The 17,664-nt window shown below is 35.6% G+C and carries 16 protein-coding genes; 15 read left to right on the top strand and 1 reads right to left on the bottom strand.

Translation table 11 applies throughout. The features are described 5' to 3' along the window. Window positions 1-35 precede the first annotated feature (35 nt). From pseB to galE, 15 genes are all read left to right on the top strand, one after another. Complete coding sequence (pseB, locus tag ACINWC141_RS02020) at window positions 36-1,034, top strand: UDP-N-acetylglucosamine 4,6-dehydratase (inverting) (RefSeq protein ID WP_009387362.1); 999 nt, start codon at window positions 36-38, stop codon at window positions 1,032-1,034. A 1-nt stretch (window position 1,035) separates the two neighbouring features. Then, window positions 1,036-2,196, top strand: coding sequence for a UDP-4-amino-4,6-dideoxy-N-acetyl-beta-L-altrosamine transaminase (gene pseC / locus ACINWC141_RS02025; protein ID WP_009387448.1), 1,161 nt, complete (start codon window positions 1,036-1,038; stop codon window positions 2,194-2,196). A gap of 2 nt (window positions 2,197-2,198) precedes the next feature. Beyond that, window positions 2,199-2,891 (top strand): pseudaminic acid cytidylyltransferase, encoded by a 693-nt coding sequence (gene pseF, locus ACINWC141_RS02030; protein WP_009387674.1) that lies wholly within the window; start codon window positions 2,199-2,201, stop codon window positions 2,889-2,891. 2 nt (window positions 2,892-2,893) lie between these two features. After that, window positions 2,894-3,991 carry a UDP-2,4-diacetamido-2,4,6-trideoxy-beta-L-altropyranose hydrolase gene (pseG, locus tag ACINWC141_RS02035; protein ID WP_009387341.1) on the top strand — a complete coding sequence of 366 codons (1,098 nt, stop codon included), beginning with the start codon at window positions 2,894-2,896 and terminating at the stop codon, window positions 3,989-3,991. After that, window positions 3,985-4,500 (top strand): UDP-4-amino-4,6-dideoxy-N-acetyl-beta-L-altrosamine N-acetyltransferase, encoded by a 516-nt coding sequence (pseH, locus tag ACINWC141_RS02040; protein ID WP_009387665.1) that lies wholly within the window; start codon window positions 3,985-3,987, stop codon window positions 4,498-4,500. The genes pseG and pseH overlap by 7 nt, the downstream gene beginning before the upstream one ends. A 1-nt stretch (window position 4,501) precedes the next feature. Beyond that, the gene (pseI, locus tag ACINWC141_RS02045; RefSeq protein ID WP_009387694.1) at window positions 4,502-5,554 is read left to right on the top strand and encodes a pseudaminic acid synthase; all 1,053 of its coding nucleotides are present in this window, start codon (window positions 4,502-4,504) and stop codon (window positions 5,552-5,554) included. After that, window positions 5,551-6,804, top strand: a complete 1,254-nt coding sequence (locus ACINWC141_RS02050) for a lipopolysaccharide biosynthesis protein (protein WP_005133450.1) — start codon at window positions 5,551-5,553, stop codon at window positions 6,802-6,804. Before pseI ends, ACINWC141_RS02050 begins: the two co-directional genes overlap by 4 nt. After that, window positions 6,782-8,212, top strand: a complete 1,431-nt coding sequence (locus tag ACINWC141_RS02055) for a capsular polysaccharide export protein, LipB/KpsS family (RefSeq protein WP_009387707.1) — start codon at window positions 6,782-6,784, stop codon at window positions 8,210-8,212. Before ACINWC141_RS02050 ends, ACINWC141_RS02055 begins: the two co-directional genes overlap by 23 nt. Next, the gene (locus ACINWC141_RS02060; protein ID WP_009387370.1) at window positions 8,209-9,546 is read left to right on the top strand and encodes a DUF6418 domain-containing protein; all 1,338 of its coding nucleotides are present in this window, start codon (window positions 8,209-8,211) and stop codon (window positions 9,544-9,546) included. The genes ACINWC141_RS02055 and ACINWC141_RS02060 overlap by 4 nt, the downstream gene beginning before the upstream one ends. A gap of 3 nt (window positions 9,547-9,549) precedes the next feature. Continuing rightward, complete coding sequence (locus tag ACINWC141_RS02065) at window positions 9,550-10,392, top strand: glycosyltransferase family 2 protein (RefSeq protein WP_009387462.1); 843 nt, start codon at window positions 9,550-9,552, stop codon at window positions 10,390-10,392. 12 nt (window positions 10,393-10,404) lie between these two features. Continuing rightward, the gene (locus ACINWC141_RS02070; RefSeq protein WP_025470407.1) at window positions 10,405-11,025 is read left to right on the top strand and encodes a sugar transferase; all 621 of its coding nucleotides are present in this window, start codon (window positions 10,405-10,407) and stop codon (window positions 11,023-11,025) included. Between the two features lie 24 nt (window positions 11,026-11,049). Next, on the top strand, window positions 11,050-11,925 hold the full coding sequence (galU, locus tag ACINWC141_RS02075; protein WP_009387436.1) for a UTP--glucose-1-phosphate uridylyltransferase GalU: 876 nt from the start codon (window positions 11,050-11,052) through the stop codon (window positions 11,923-11,925). A gap of 117 nt (window positions 11,926-12,042) precedes the next feature. Next, complete coding sequence (locus ACINWC141_RS02080) at window positions 12,043-13,305, top strand: nucleotide sugar dehydrogenase (RefSeq protein ID WP_009387680.1); 1,263 nt, start codon at window positions 12,043-12,045, stop codon at window positions 13,303-13,305. Beyond that, window positions 13,302-14,972, top strand: coding sequence for a glucose-6-phosphate isomerase (gene pgi, locus ACINWC141_RS02085; protein WP_009387457.1), 1,671 nt, complete (start codon window positions 13,302-13,304; stop codon window positions 14,970-14,972). Before ACINWC141_RS02080 ends, pgi begins: the two co-directional genes overlap by 4 nt. Further along, window positions 14,965-15,981, top strand: coding sequence for a UDP-glucose 4-epimerase GalE (galE, locus tag ACINWC141_RS02090; protein ID WP_009387706.1), 1,017 nt, complete (start codon window positions 14,965-14,967; stop codon window positions 15,979-15,981). The genes pgi and galE overlap by 8 nt, the downstream gene beginning before the upstream one ends. Before the next feature lie 42 nt (window positions 15,982-16,023). Here the strand turns inward: galE and ACINWC141_RS02095 are convergent, their stop codons facing one another. Beyond that, window positions 16,024-17,394 carry a phosphohexomutase domain-containing protein gene (locus tag ACINWC141_RS02095; RefSeq protein ID WP_009387637.1) on the bottom strand — a complete coding sequence of 457 codons (1,371 nt, stop codon included), beginning with the start codon at window positions 17,392-17,394 and terminating at the stop codon, window positions 16,024-16,026. Between the last annotated feature and the right edge of the window lie 270 nt (window positions 17,395-17,664).

Genomic DNA, 17,664 nt, shown 5'->3' on the forward strand with positions numbered 1-17,664 from the left:
TTAATAATTTAATTTGTTTAAAAAATGAGGAAGAGATGTTACAAGGCTCAACAATATTAGTAACAGGTGGAACAGGTTCTTTTGGTAATACATTTGTTCCTATGACATTGGAAAAATATAATCCTAAAAAAATAATTATTTTTTCTCGTGATGAAATGAAACAATGGGAGATGGCAAAGAAGTTTAAAGACGATAGCCGTGTTCGTTTTTTCATTGGTGATGTACGTGATAAAGAACGTTTATATCGTGCTTTAGATGGTGTTGATTATGTAGTACATGCGGCAGCAACAAAGATTGTACCAACTGCCGAGTACAACCCATTTGAATGTATCAAAACAAATATTAATGGCGCAATGAATCTAATTGATGCTTGTATTGATAAAAATGTAAAAGGTGTAGTTGCTCTTTCAACAGACAAAGCAAGTAGTCCAATTAACCTATACGGTGCAACAAAACTTGCTTCTGATAAATTGTTTGTTGCGGGTAATGCCTATTCTGGTGAGCATGGTACGAAATTTTCGGTTGTTCGTTACGGTAATGTAATGGGTTCTCGTGGTTCGGTTATTCCTTTCTTTATGTCAATTAAAGATAAAGGTATTTTACCAATCACTGATGACCGCATGACTCGTTTCATGATCTCTTTAGAGCAAGGTGTAGAGCTCGTTTGGCATGCATTTGAAGACATGGTTGGAGGCGAGATTTATGTGAAAAAAATCCCTTCAATGAAAGTAACAGAGCTTGCTAACGTTGTTGCACCAGAAGCAAAACAAGAAGTCGTTGGGATTCGACCTGGTGAGAAATTACATGAGCAAATGATTAGTGTCGAAGATGCTTATTATACTTATGAATATCCAGAGCATTATAAAATCTTGCCTGTAATTAATGATTGGGCAGAGACGGCAGAACGTATTAAAGACGGTAAAAGAGTCCCAGAAGGTTTCCACTATTCTAGTGATAATAATACTGAATGGATGAGTCCAGAAGATTTACAAAAATGGTTAACTGAAAACGCTGAGAAAGTAGGAAATATCTAAAATGTTCATCCCATATGGCAAACAAAATATAAATCAAGCAGATATTGATGCAGTTATTCAGGTTCTTCAATCTGACTTTTTGACGCAAGGGCCGCAAGTCCCATTGTTTGAAAAATCAGTTGCAGACCTGGTAGGGGCTAAATATGCCTTTGCTATGAATAGTGCGACGTCAGCTTTACATGTAGCTTGTTTGGCATTGGGATTGAAAAAAGGAGATGTTCTTTGGACGTCTCCTATTACCTTTGTTGCTTCAGCGAACTGTGCTTTATATTGTGAAGCTGATGTTGATTTTGTTGATATTGATCCAGATACGTATAACCTTTCAGTTGAGGCTCTGAAGGCAAAATTAGAGGTTGCAAAACGAAATAATAAATTACCGAAGATTGTTGTTCCTGTACATTTATGTGGGCAGCCATGTGACATGGAACAAATTCATGCACTTTCTCAAGAGTATGGTTTTAGCATTATTGAAGATGCATCCCATGCAATTGGTGGCAAATATAAAGAAAATTATATTGGTTCTAATCAGTATTCTGATATTACGATCTTCAGCTTTCATCCTGTCAAAATTATTACGACTGCTGAAGGTGGAATGGCACTTACGAATAATGAAGAGTTAGCCAAGAAAATTGATTTGTTACGTAGCCATGGCGTAACTCGTAACCCTGAGTTTATGACTAAACCGTCAGAAGGTCCATGGTATTACCAGCAGGTAGAGTTGGGTTATAACTACCGTATGACTGAGTTACAAGCAGCTCTGGGTGTTACACAATTGACTCGTCTAGAAGCTTTTGTGGCTAAACGACATGAAATTGCAAAAAAATATAATGAATTATTAAAAGATTTACCCTTAATTACACCTTATCAATTGCCAGAAACATACTCTGGATTGCATTTATACGTTATCCGTTTAAAACTTGATGCATTGAGCAAAGGCCGTAAAGAAATCTTTGAAACGTTGCGAGAGAAAGGTATTGGTGTCAACGTACATTATATTCCAGTACATACTCAACCTTATTATGAGCAGCTTGGTTTTAAGCAAGGGGACTTCCCTGAAGCTGAGGCTTATTACGAAGCGGCTATTAGCTTACCAATGTTCCCTGATTTGACTGATGAGCAAATTCAGTATGTTTACCAAACATTAAAAGAGGTGTTGGTATAACAATGCAACTGGCGGTTATTCCTGCGCGGGGCGGAAGTAAAAGAATTCCTCGGAAAAACATTAAAGACTTTTATGGTAAGCCAATGATTGCGTGGTCAATTGAGGCCGCACTTAAAAGTAGTTGTTTTGATGAAGTATGGGTTTCCACCGATGATAAAGAAATTGCAGATATTGCAATAGAGTATGGGGCTAAAGTACCTTTTATGCGTCCTGCACATTTGTCTGATGATTATGCAACCACCGCAGATGTAATGCAGCATGCTACTCAAGCTTTTTCTCAATTGCAGGGACAATCGCCAGACTATATCTGCTGTTTATATGCGACAGCACCTTTTGTACAAGCTAGTGATTTACAAGCAGGTTTACAATTATTAAAAAATAACCCACTAGATTATGCTTTTAGTGCAACAACATTTGCTTTTCCAATTCAAAGGGCGATTAAGCTTAATCAGGATGGAAACGTTGAAATGTTCCAGCCCGAAAACTTTGGTAAACGTTCACAAGATTTAGAAGAAGCTTGGCATGATGCTGGGCAGTTTTATTGGGGAACGGCAAAAGCTTGGTTAAATAAATCTGTAATTTTTTCAAATAAGTCACGGATTGTAGAACTACCTAGAACGCGAGTGCAAGATATTGATACTCCAGAAGATTGGCATCGTGCAGAGTTGATGGCACAGTTATTACTAGATGTATAAAGATGAAGTTTTGTTTTAGAGCTGATGCTTCTTTACATATAGGCTCAGGCCATGTAGTTCGTTGTTTAACTATTGCTGATGCCTTGGTGAAACAAGGACATGAAAGTTATTTTATTTGTCGGCAACATCACGGTAATCTGATTGAGTTTGTGCGCCAACGTGGTTATATGGTCTATGTTTTACCTGAACCAGCTCTAAACAATTCCGATAGTTTGTCAGAATATCAACGTTGGTTGGGTGTGACTGAGCAACAAGATGCCCAAGAAACATTAGATATTTTAAAAGAACACCCTGTAGACTGGATGATCGTAGATCACTACGGTCTTTCAATTGTATGGCAACAAATTGTGCGCCAACAGATTAATTGGATTGTTGCAATTGATGATTTGGCGAACCGACAACATGATGCCAATATTATTTTAGATTGTGGTTTAGCCAATACACCTGAAGACTATGCGAAACTAAATAAACGGAAAGGGCTTTATTTAACGGGTCCAAGCTATGCTTTATTACGCCCAGAGTTTCGTACAAAAAGATTATGGTTAGAACAACATCCAAAATCTTATAATCACGAAAATTTACGTGTTTTAGTAAATTTAGGCGGAATAGATAAAGATAACTTAACAGGAACTGTGTTAGAACTTCTATCTCATAATCAATTACGACAGCATTTATCTGTTACGGTTGTGATGGGGATTAATGCGCCATGGAAAGAGTCGGTTGTGGAATTGTCAAAAAAACTCCCGTTTCATAGTACGGTTCTCATTAATGCCAATAATATGGCTGATTTAATGGCTGAACATGATTTGGCAATTGGTGCTGCAGGAAGTACAGCTTGGGAAAGATGTTGTTTGGGACTACCTACAATAATGGTCTGTATGGCAGATAACCAAAAAATGATTGCAAAATATTTGCATGATTTAGGGGGGGCGGTCTCTCTCGATCAAACAGAGCTTAACGAGAAATTGTTAATGACATTGCAGCAGTTTAATCAAATGCACTTAAGCACAATGCATCAAAAGGCTTTATCTATTACAGAAGGTTTAGGTACAGATTTGTTATTGAAAACTATTTTTTCCGAAGAGTTTAATGCATGTTAGATAAGAAGAATGCGCAGCTTAGAGCGTTAAATGCAAATGATCTGGAAATGGTTTTGCAATGGCGTAATCATGATGAAATTCGTAAATGGATGATCAATTCAGATGTCATTGCTTTAAGTGATCACCTTGCTTGGTTTGAGCGTAACAAAGAAAGAACTGATCGATTATTTTTCATCTTTGAATATCAGCAGCAGCCCCAAGGTTATATTTCATTTATTGCAGTTCCCAACAGTTCAGTTTATGAGTGGGGGTTTTATATAAAACCTCAAGCTGAAAAAGGAATGGGGCATTTATTGGGCAGTACTGCACTAGATTTTGCATTTGAGCAACTTAAAATTGAAAAAGTTTTTGGTCAAGTTTTAGATTTCAATGAAAAATCATTGAGTTTTCACAAAAAAATGGGCTTTTTGCAAGAAGGTTTATTGAGAAAACATTTTAAAGATGAACGTGGCGAATTTGATATACATCAGTTCGGTTTGCTACGAAAAGAATGGCTAGAGGAAAAATGAGATGAGCAAAAAAATTACAATTAATAACCGTAATATTGGTACAGACTTTCCACCCTATATAATTGCTGAGCTTTCAGCAAACCATAACGGACGTTTAGAAACAGCCCTAAAAATTATCGAAGAAGCAAAGCGTTGTGGTGCAGATGCGATCAAACTGCAAACATATAGTGCAGATACTATTACGCTTAATAGCCAAAATGAAGAGTTTATGATTCGTGGTGGTTTATGGGATGGTCAATCTTTATATGAACTCTATCAAAAAGCTCAGATGCCATGGGAATGGCATAAACCTCTTTTTGAACATGCTCGTGCTTTAGACATTACCATTTTTAGTTCTCCATTTGACCGGACAGCAGTAGATTTACTTGAAGATCTTAATGCTCCCGCATATAAAATTGCTTCTTTTGAGGCGGTTGACTTACCACTCATTAAATATGTAGCTTCAACCGGTAAACCAATGATTATCTCTACAGGCATGGCAGATAAAGAAGAAATTGGTGAGGCAATTCAAGCTGCTTACGATGGTGGATGTAAAGAGCTTGTGGTTTTACATTGTGTGAGTGGCTATCCTGCACCTGCAGAAGATTATAATTTGCTCACTATGGTTGATATGGCGAAATCATTTGATGTTCCAATTGGATTGTCTGATCATACTTTAGATAACACAACTGCAATTACTGCTGTAGCATTAGGTGCATGTTTAATTGAAAAACACTTTACTCTTGATCGTAATGGTGGCGGACCAGATGATAGTTTCTCTTTAGAACCAAAAGAGTTGCAACACTTATGTCAATCTGCAAAAACCGCATGGCAAGCTCTTGGTGGTGTTGACTATGGAAGAAAGTCTAGTGAACAAGGTAATGCTCAATTTAGACGTTCGCTTTACTTTGTAAAAGACTTAAAAGCGGGGGATGTGATTGATGAGTCTAGCATCCGTAGTGTCCGTCCTGGCTATGGTCTACCACCTAAATTTTATGATGAGCTTATAGGAAAAAGAGTCAATCAAGATATTTCAAAAAATATAGCTACAAGTTTTGATTGCATTGATAGATGAAAAAACATTTGTTATCCATATTTAATCTAGCAGTACGAGGGTTAAATTTAGCCAGTAAATTTATTTTAATTGTTTTTCTGGCTAAATTTCTAACAGTTGCAGAGCTAGGGTTATATGGGCTGATTGCTGCGACAATTAATTTTGCTATGTATTTTATCGGGCTTGATTTTTATGTTTACAGCAATCGGGAATTACTGAAAAGCTCAGATATTCAAAGAAATAAAATTGTGAGTAGTCATGCACAACTATTATGTTTTGCTTATCTATTTGCTTTACCTACTTTGTCTATTATTTTCTTTAAAGATTTTTTGTCACTGGAATACCTTATTCCATTTTATGGGCTAATTATACTAGAGCATTTAAATCAAGAGTTTACACGTTTGCTAATTGTGTTGAAAAAACCAATTAGTTCTAATTTGTTGCTATTTGTACGTTCTGGTGGTTGGAGTTTTATTATAGTTCTCCTGCATTTTTTACATGTCCATTTAACCTTAATGGATGTTTTGAATGTCTGGATAGTGGCTGAAATATTATGTTTCTTATTGAGCATAATTCTACTTTATAGAGAGCAGGTTCGTCTTTATCTATTTCAACAAGTGAATTGGAGTTGGATCTGGAAGGGGCTAAAAATTTGTTTGCCTTTTATGCTCGGTACTTTGGCTGTACGTGCAATATTTACTGGTGATCGTTACATACTAGAATATTTTTATGATGCTAATATTTTAGCGGCATATGTCTTTTTTGCTTCGTTAGCTGCTGCAACAATGAGTTTTATGGATGCAGCGGTTTTTTCATTTGATTACCCTGAGCTGGTGAGGTCAATGAATACACGAAATAATAAGCATAGAGAGCTTATAAAAAAACTATATAAAAAAGTAGCTTCTTTACTGATTTTGATTAATCTGAGCGCATATGTCTTTATTGATTTGTTGTTAAGATTAATTGGAAAAGACATTTTTAATTCTTATCTAAATTACTTTTATTTATTAATGTTAGTGCAGGTTTTATATGCTTTTAGCATGATCCCTCATTATATTCTATATGCCTTGGATGCAGATAAACCTATTATTGTAACTCAAATATCTAGTTTGGTTATCTTTCTTTTACTTTGTTTTAGTCTGATTGGATTATTGCAGGAAGATTATGGGATATTTATTGCATTATTAGTTTCATTCTCTTTCTTGTTTTTGTCGAAATATATCTATTCTTGGAGATTGTTAAAGAAATATGAACATTCTTATTCTAGTTAACCCAGCGAAAAATTATAAATATTTTTTCTATAATGTTGCTAAATCATTGGTAGATTTAGGTCATAGTGTATATTATGCGTATGACACTGAAAAAAATAAAATTTTATTTCCTATCCCTGAAATAGATGAGTCATCTAAGAGCTATTTTTTTGATGTTTTTTTTAAAACTAATCAAGAAGAAAATTTGCAGTCTAATGATGAATTTCTTTTTGATTGTACTTGGGGGGAATATTTTTATTCAGATTTTGATCGATTTTTAACTCATGGTTATAATTTAGAAAAAGATGCTGAAGAGTGGGTAAAAATCCGTAAAAAGATGGATAGTTTTTTTTATAAGATTATAACAGAAAGAAATATTGATCTCGTGTTGTATGAAAATATTTCCAATAGTTTTGAGTACTCAGCATATAGAGTAGCTCAAACATTAGGGAAAAAGTATTTTGGTTTAATTGCATCACGTATACCTGGGCGCTATGAAATTCAAACTTCTATTATTGATGATTTATTGGTAGATTTAGAATTGGTGAAGGAAAAGCCGCTTACAGAAGAAGAAATAAATTGGTATGAAGATTATAAATCTAATATTAACAAAATTGAACCCGATTATATGAAACAAAATGGGTTAGATAATGTTTCTTTGTTGAATAAGCTGAGTTCTAATATTTTTTATAAAATCATTAGGTCTATAAAAGCTGATATTAAATATGGAGCAAAATCAGATTATGCTAGTGGGCTTCTATTTTTGAGGGTTTTGTCCGCCGTGAAAGTTGCTGTAAATAGAAGATTAAATCATAAAAAAACAAAAAAATACTTTCTGAAAATAGATGAGGTTAATGAGGTTAAACAGCAGCATAAGTTCTATGTTTATCCTATGCACTATCATCCTGAATCATCAACGTCGGTATTGGCTCCGCAATATACAAATGAATATCACAATATATTAAATATTTCTAATAATTTGCCATTTGGGCAATATTTGTATGTAAAAGATCATAGAAGTGCAATCGGTTTAAACTCAGATGAATTTTATAGAAAAATTTCAGCATTACCTGCAGTCAGGTTAATTCCCGCAGAATATAATATTAAAGATTTAATAAAATACTCTGCTGGTGTGATAACGGTTAATAGTACTGCTGGTTATGAGGCTCTTATCTTGGGTAAGCCAGTATATCTATTGGGTAATGTTTTTTATCAGAATTTTTCTAATGTTATCCGTCTAGAAAATTTTGATAGCCTTAGATCTTATTTAGGAAAACCTACTGAGTTTATAGAAAATGCGGCAGATATTGTTGCTTATAGACGCATAACTTATGAAGGATTACTTAATTTTAATATAGTTGATTATGAAGATAACAAATATTTTTTTGATCAGCTTGCATTAAACATTGAAGAAAAGATGACAATATGAATCTGCTAATCATATCCATTCTAACTTTTATTTTATTAGGAATTAATATTGTTATTTCTAATGAGATGCCAATAGGGCGTATCTATATTGATTATATATCAATAATTATTCTAGTTTTTTGGTTTATTATTGCTGTTAAAAGATTTAAAGTTCCTTTCTTATCTAATATTTATTTTTCCTTAACTGTTTTAACCACTGTTTGTATTTCTATAATTTTAGAGCATGGGATTTTTTTGACTGAAATTCAAGAGGTTACTTACAAAACTGGTTTGCCAACTCGAGCTTCGATGCAAGTATTTCTGTTATTTAGCGGGCTCTTTTATGGCTATTCTTATCTAGATAAATATATTAAAAAAGTTAGTTTTTTTAAGTTTGATCCTTATTCTAATTTTCTGATAGAACGATCATTCATAGCTATAGTTTTTATAAGCTTTTTAATATTGTTAGGTATTTTTTTGATTTATGGCTTTCCTTTTTCAATGAGTTTACACAGGCAGAATTATTGGGCTTCTTATGCACCTAGTTGGGGAGCTACAATAGTGAATGCTATAATACAATTTAATCTTGGATTAGGTTATTTATTTTATAAGAATAAATCAAAATTTTATTTGAATTTAATGCTTTTTTCTATTTTTGTACTTTTTTGCGCAGGGGTACGGTTTACTGGGATAATAACAACATTATTTTTATTCTTTACTCCTCTAATTGTTCTTAATAAGGATTCTGTTAAACTTCTTAATAAAAAAGTTATAGTTGGTTTGGGTTTTATTTTTACCTTCGTTGTAGTGGGAATATTTCTAGGTTTCCAAAGTTTAGATGATATTTCAACTTCTGAGCGCTTTTTTACAAGGGTTAGTTTACAGCCACAAATGTGGTGGATTATTGACATAAATTCATCTGTTTTCCCACGTGACATATACACAACCTTAATCCATTACTTCGGTTTTGGGGCTGATTCTAAGTCCGTAGGTCCATATTTCTTCATGTATCAGTTTGCACCTACATATATTGCTGAAAGTTTGTTTGAAACAGGGAGTACTTTTACATCGATTGGAATTTTTAATCATGTATATTTTTTTGGGTATTTTTTTGGTGGATTATTAAACTTTATATATGGGTTTGTTTTAGCTATTTTTACTTGGCTATTTGTTAGTTCTATTAAATCTAATAATCTAATTGTTGTCCTGCTTGTTTTTAGATTAATGTATACTATGCAAATTATTATTGTATCCGCTACTAACTATCAATTATTTACTTTTAAATATCTTTTATTTCTACTCATAATACTATTCTTAATAGTCCTATCTATGCGGGAAAAACATCATAAGGTGTGATATATGGTTAATGATTTTTACTTTTCAGTATTGATGTCTTTATATCATAAAGAAAAGCCTGAATATCTGGAAAAATGTTTTGAAAGTATTTGGAATAAGCAAAACTTAAAACCTAGCGAAATTGTATTAGTTTTAGATGGTCCAGTTGGCGATGTGCTTAACGCATGTGTACAAAAGTGGCAGTTAAAGATTGGAGATTATTTAAAAGTAGTTGCACTACCTCAAAATGTTGGTCTTGGAAAAGCATTAAATGAAGGTTTGAAACAGTGCAGTTATGAATGGGTTTTCCGTATGGATACGGATGATATCTGTACTCCTGATCGTTTTGAAAAGCAGCTTACTTTTATAAAGCAGAATCCTGAGGTTGTTTTATTTAGTGGGCAAGTGATGGAGTTTGATCAAGACATTTCTGATGCGAATGTTCTTAAATCTGTGCCAGTGACACATGAAGAAATTAAAGAATTTGCACAAAAGCGTTGTCCTTTTAATCATATGACAGTAGCTTATAAGCGAGATATAATCTTAGAGTTAGGTGGTTACCAGCACCATTTATTCATGGAAGACTACAATTTGTGGCTACGTGTGATTGGCAATGGCTACCAAGTTGCAAATCTTCCAGATGTACTTTTATATGCTCGTGTTGGTAATGGCATGCATGCACGTCGTAAAGGTTTCGAATATATTAAAAGTGAAAAACAGTTACTAGATTTAAAAAAACAACTAAAGTTACAAAATCCTCTATATGCTAACATGCTGTTTCTGGTACGGTCTGCGTTTAGACTGTTACCAGCGAATTTATTAGGTACAATTTATAATACCTTTCTTCGTAAAGATATTAAAAAATGAGTGAATGAAAATATGAAGCGTTTAGTAGACATAGTCATTTCTTTAATAGCTTTAACTGTTCTGTCGCCAATATTTCTGATAGTTGCTTATAAAGTCCGTAAAAATTTAGGTTCACCAATATTCTTCTACCAAGAAAGACCAGGAAAGGACGGAAAATTATTTAAAATGATTAAGTTCCGTTCGATGAAGGACGCTTTTGATGCAGAAGGAAACCCGTTGCCAGATGAGGCACGTATAACTCCATTTGGTCAAAAATTGCGTTCTACGAGCCTAGATGAAATGCCGCAATTGATCAATGTGCTTAAAGGTGACATGAGTGTAGTTGGACCTCGTCCAATGCTTAAAGACTTTGTTGCATTATATTCACCAGAGCAGGCGCGTCGTTTAGAAGTGCGTCCAGGAATGACAGGCCTTGCTCAGGTAAGTGGCCGTAATGAACTCGACTATGAAGAGCGATTTAAGTGTGATGTATGGTATGTAGATAACCACAACGTTTGGGTTGACTTTAAAATTATGTTTAAAACAGTCAAAGTGATGACTAAACGTGAAGGCATTAACGCGCCAGGACATGTTGGACCATCTTTATTTAAAGGTAATGATGCTCCAGAAAATGTTGATTCTTCTGTAAAGTAAATTTTGTATCTTGAAATCTTTGTTATGATCAAAAAAGCAGTTTTACCGGTAGCCGGTCTAGGCACACGTTTTTTACCAGCAAGTAAGTCAATTCCAAAGGAAATGGTGACTGTTGTTGACCGTCCAGCCATTGAATATGTAGTGCGTGAGGCAGTTGAAGCAGGAATTGAACAAATTATTTTGGTAACTCACTCTTCAAAAGCGTCAATTGAAAATTATTTTGATCGAAACTTTGAATTAGAAACAACATTAGAGCAAAAAAAGAAATTTGATTTACTTGCAGAAATTACCCAAATTGTTCCACCTCATGTGAGCGTTGTAAGTGTAAGACAACCTCAGCCTTTAGGGTTAGGACATGCAGTTTTATGTGCAAAGAGTATTGTTGGTCAAGATGATTTTGCAGTGTTATTACCAGATGTGTTGGTGAAAGACGACTCGGGGCGAAATGATTTAACCCGTATGATCGCACGCTATGATGCAATTCAAGCCGCCCAAATTATGGTAGAAGCCGTACCTGATCATCTTGTTGATCAATATGGAATTGTAGATGTAGCATATAGCCCTAATGAGGGTGAAAGTATTGCTATGCAAGGCATTGTTGAAAAACCTGCTATTGGCTCTGCACCTTCTAATCTTTCTGTGGTTGGCCGTTATATATTACCTGCAAAAATTATGCACCTTTTGGAAAACACGCCAAAAGGTGCAGGTAATGAAATTCAGTTAACAGATGCGATTGCGATGTTACAAGAAACAGATATTGTTGAAGCCTATCGTATGCAAGGCCAAACGTTTGACTGCGGTAGTAAGCTTGGATATTTAAAAGCTGTATTACATTATGGAATTCAACATCCTAAATTAGGGTCGGAATTTAAGCAGCTAATTCAAGAGCTTAAGTTGTAGTATTGTGTAGTTCTACTTAAGTATTTGTAAAAACTGCTGAATATAATAAACAATCAATATATTCTCTTCCCTCAACGGGAAGAGAAATCTATAGAATATTAAAAAATCAGGTGTGCAATGAAAATCGCAGTGTTTGGAACCACCTTACACGCTGGTGTAATGGCAGCATTACTAGCTGAATATGGCAATCAGATTTATTGGTGCACAAGTGTCACCTGCGAAGAAAATATTTCTGTACTTTCTTACCAAGATCAAGAAGTTAATAATTATTTGAATAAACAAAGAAAATCGGGCTTTCTTCAAGAAAGTCCTTTTTCTACTATTCCACTTGATGTTGAGGTTTATTTATTCTGTTTTAGTCCCACACAAATTCAACTTGCTTTAAATACGGTTGAGAAGTTAAGCCAACGTCCTATTGTTCATCCTAGATTAATGGTAAATGGTTCTACATTTGGCTTACATGGAACTGATCAGTTAAAACAATATTTACCAAAAGACGAGTGGGTTTATTTCCCTGATGTAATTCAAGAAGGAAATGCCATTAACAGCGTATTGAATGTAAAACATGTCATTGTTGGTGTTGAGTCCAATCATGCACGGGATACAATGCAGGAGCTGCTACGCCCATTTTTCCGCTTTAGTTATCAATACTTATTTATGCCGATCTTGGACGCTGAGTTTACCAAACTTAGTATTTCTGGCATGTTGGCGACCCGCATTAGTTATATGAATGACTTAGCTATGGTGGCAGAGAAACTCGGTATTGATATTGCTAATGTGAAGCATGGAATTGCGGCCGATACACGTATTGGTGCGGCTTACTTGTCTGCTGGAGTCGGTTTTGGTGGTGAAAACTTTTCGCATGATATTTTAACACTTTCAAGTACTGTTTCTGAAACTGGAGCAAAAAGTCGACTGTTAGAGCAGGTATGGGCGATTAACGAACAACAAAAAGAAATTTTATTCCGTAAGCTGTGGAATTATTATCATTGTAATTTGAATGGTAAAACCGTGGCTATTTGGGGTGCATCCTTCAAAGAAAATACCTCAAGCATACATAACTCGCCAATTCATATTTTATTAGCTGCATTGTGGGCGCAAGGTGTAACAGTACGTTTGCATGATCCTCAAGCATTAGATGAAATTGCTGCTATATATGGTGACCGTAAGGATTTAGTACTGTGTACTGATCAATATGAGGCTGCTCGAGGTGCACATGCCTTATGTTTGGTTACTGCATGGAAACAGTACTGGAGTCCTGACTTTAAGCAGTTACAACAATTGATGCAACATCCTTTAATTTTGGATGGGCGTAATATTTATGACCCAGCATATGTAAAGGCTAAGGGCTTTGCTTATGAAGGAGTAGGTCGTTTATGAGTAAATCTATCGAGAAATTTCCTAAAGAGTTGGTTTCACCTTTACTAAAGTTACAGTTAATGGGTGAGAAAAATTCAAAGTTACACATAAAAGAATTGTTCGCTTCAGAACCGGATCGCTTTCAACAATATTCTATAAAATTTGATCCATTAGTTTTTGATTATAGTAAGCATCGTGTTACTAAAGACATTTTGGAACAATTGACTGCTCTTGCGAAAACTAAACAATTAAATCAATGGATAGAGTGTCTTTTTTCACAAGACAAAGTAAATTGTACGGAGCAACGTGCAGCAATGCATTGGGCACTACGCTTGCCAGTTGACTATTCGAAGTTTCCAGAGTTAACGGCTCAAGTCCATAGCCAGTTACAACGTATGTATGCCTTAGTGGAAAAGATTCATGCTGGTCAATATCGCGGTGCAACCGGTGAAGTGATTCAAGATGTTGTGAACATCGGTGTGGGTGGTTCTGATTTAGGGCCACAAATGGTCACCCATGCGTTGTCAGATTTTAAAGTGAAAACGGCTAAACCTTTAAATGTTCACTTTGTATCGACTATGGATGGTAGTCAGTTGTCGGAGTTGCTCCACCAACTTCGTCCAGAAACGACACTATTTATTATTTCTTCAAAATCTTTTGGAACGATTGATACTTTATCAAATGCCCAAACCGTACGTCAGTGGCTTGAAAAAACTTTGGGAACACATGCCCGAGTTTTAAAAAGCCATTTTGTTGGAGTATCAACAAAAGCAGATAAAATGACTGAATGGGGGATTGCCCCAGAAAATCAATTACTGCTTTGGGACTGGGTAGGTGGCCGTTATTCATTGTGGTCATGCATTGGTTTACCTATTGCGTTGAGTATCGGGGTTGAAGGTTTTCAGCAACTCTTAGCTGGTGCTCATGCAGTAGATGAACATTTTCAAAATACAAGTTATGAGCAAAATATTCCTGTTTTAATGGGGTTGTTAGGCGTTTGGAACAATAATTTTTTAAATATTCAAACTCATGCCGTATTGCCTTATGATGGTCGATTAAAGTATTTCGCTGCTTATTTACAGCAGCTTGAAATGGAGTCTAATGGTAAATCGGTACAACGTGACGGTCAAAAAGTCGAACTTGATACGTGCCCAATTGTATGGGGGGAAGTTGGACCAAATGCTCAACACGCCTTCTATCAGTTATTACATCAAGGAACTCAAGCAGTAAGCTGTGATTTTATTGCGCCAGTCCAACGCTATAACGCTGACCATTTTACCTATGTTGAAAATGCAGAGGCTTTAGTCGAGCAGCATCATCTTGCATTATCGAATTGTTTGGCCCAATCAAGATTATTGGCCTTTGGTAATGAAGCTTTAGACTCAACTGAATTAGAAAAATTGCCGATTTACAAGCAATATGAAGGTAACCAACCGAGTTCAACCCTGTTATTGAAAGAGTTGAATCCATATAGTTTGGGAATGTTAATTGCTTTATATGAGCATAAAGTTTTTGTGCAGTCTGTAATTTGGAATATTAACCCGTTTGATCAATGGGGTGTCGAAAAAGGCAAGCAGATTGCTGATCAGCTATTACCTATTTTAAATGGGGTTCAAAATGATCTTTCATCATTAGATGCCTCAACACGTGGATTAATTAAAATATTATTAGGAAAAGTAGATGGCTAAAATCCTAGTTACTGGTGGCGCTGGTTATATTGGTTCACATACCTGTGTAGAGCTTTTACAGGCTGGTCATGAAGTGATTGTTTTTGACAATCTATCAAACAGTTCTGAAGAGTCATTAACGAGAGTCCAAGATATCACACAAAAGAGTTTAGCTTTTGTTAAGGGTGATATTCGTAATGCAAATGAACTTGATCGCGTGTTTCAGGATCATTCAATTGATGCTGTAATTCACTTCGCAGGTTTAAAGGCAGTAGGTGAAAGTCAGGAAAAACCGCTGATTTATTTTGATAATAATATTGCTGGTAGTATTCAACTCGTTAAGTCGATGGAAAAAGCAGGTGTCTATACGCTTGTGTTTAGCTCTTCTGCGACAGTATATGACGAGGCCAATATATCACCATTAAATGAAGATATGCCAACAGGTATGCCAAGTAATAACTATGGCTATACTAAACTGATTGTTGAGCAATTGCTGCAAAAACTGTCAAATTCAAATTCTAAATGGTCGATAGCTTTACTACGCTATTTTAACCCAGTTGGTGCACATAAGAGTGGTCGTATTGGTGAAGACCCACAAGGTATTCCAAATAATTTAATGCCTTATGTGACTCAAGTTGCTGTAGGTCGCCGTGAAAAGCTATCTATTTATGGTAACGACTACAATACTGTAGATGGGACTGGGGTACGTGACTATATCCATGTCGTCGATTTGGCGAATGCACATTTATGTGCTCTAAATAATCGATTAGAAGCTACAGGTTGCCGTGCATGGAATATTGGCACAGGTAATGGTTCATCAGTTTTGCAAGTTAAAAATACATTTGAGCAAGTTAATGGTGTGCCTGTTGCTTTTGAGTTTGCACCACGTCGAGCAGGCGATGTAGCAACATCTTTTGCTGATAACGCTCGCGCAGTTGCTGAGCTAGGTTGGCAGCCGCAATATGGTTTAGAAGATATGCTTAAGGATAGTTGGAATTGGCAGAAGCAGAACCCTAATGGCTATAACTAAGTAAATAAAAAAAGGAGCAAATCGCTCCTTTTTTATTGTTGATTAGCTCTGAATCAATCCAGTTAACTCATCTACATAATATTGCATTGGCTGAGCTTGGCGATCGGCACGGCTTTCAATATTGAGACGTAATAAAGGCTCAGTGTTTGAAGCACGCACATTAAAACGCCATGCACCAAAGTCGAGGCTTACACCATCGGTACGATCAATTTGTGGATTTTGATCAGCATAGAAATCGAAAATCTTTTGAATAGTGATCTGTGTATCAGCCACTTTAAAGTTGATTTCACCACTGCAAGGAAATTTGCTAATCATATTTTCAACGAGTGTTGAAAGTGTTTGTCCTGTTTCAGAGAGTAGGGCAACAGTGAGTAACCAAGGAATCATGCCGCTGTCGCAGTAAGCAAAGTCACGGAAATAGTGATGTGCACTCATTTCGCCGCCATATACCGCATTGTGTTCACGCATAACGTCTTTAATGAATGCGTGACCAGATTTTGACTGTACAGCGACACCTTTGTATTCATCTACGATATCAAATGTGTTCCACACTAAACGTGGGTCATGCACAATTTTCTCGCCTGATTGCTTAATCAAGAAAGCTTGAGCCAATAGACCAACAATATAGTAGCCTTCAATGAACTGACCTTTTTCATCAAATAAGAAGCAGCGGTCAAAGTCGCCGTCCCAGGCAATTCCCATATCTGCTTTATGCTCAATTACAGCATTACGGGTACTGTCACGGTTTTCAATTAAAATTGGGTTGGGAATCCCATTTGGGAAAGTACCATCTGCTTCATGGTGAATTTTAATAAATTCAACCGGTACATTAAGCGCTTTAAATTTTTCTTCAATGGCATCAATCACATGACCAGCTGCACCATTACCCGCGTTTGCCACTAACTTTAATGGACGGATTTTTGCAGGTTCAATATAAGTCAGTAGATGGTCAACGAACTCAGGCAAAATGTTATAGCTTTGCGTTGTACCTTTTTGGCTAACTTCTTCAAAGTTATTGGTCTCTGCTAAAGCCTGAATTTCTTTTAAACCGGTATCAGCACTAATTGGACGAGCATTTTCTCGTACTAATTTCATGCCATTATAGTCCATTGGATTATGGCTAGCAGTAACTTCGATACCACCTTGTACATCTAAATGGAAAGCGGCGAAATAGACTTCTTCAGTTCCTGTCATGCCTAAATCAAGCACATTCACACCCGCATCATTTAACCCGCGGATGGTCGCTTGTTTTAAATCTTCACTGCTGAGACGAATATCACAACCTACAACTACAGTCTTTGGTTTATAGATTTGTCCGTAAGCGCGGCCAATTTTATAGGCGATTTCTTCATTCAATTCGGTGCCGAGTTTGCCTCGGATATCATAAGCTTTAAAACACGTTAAAGTAGTCATTATTCAATTCAATACATGTGGTTTGAGTTGTGTGCACATTATACATGGATCATCAAATTGGTACGTTTATAGTTTTTATATTCAAATTTTGCACTTCATTTCTGTAAGTCATATTTAAGTTTATAAGAAAGTTTTTTACGACTTTAGTCTAATAATTAAATCCAAAAGTTTGAAATATCTTGATTTTACTCAACCATATTGGTCATACCAATATTGATGGTTATTTAATGATTGATCTTGCCAATATCTCTGTTTATGATGCTGTCTGTG

This window comes from Acinetobacter sp. WC-141, assembly GCF_000313935.1.
Classification (GTDB): Bacteria; Pseudomonadota; Gammaproteobacteria; order Pseudomonadales; family Moraxellaceae; genus Acinetobacter.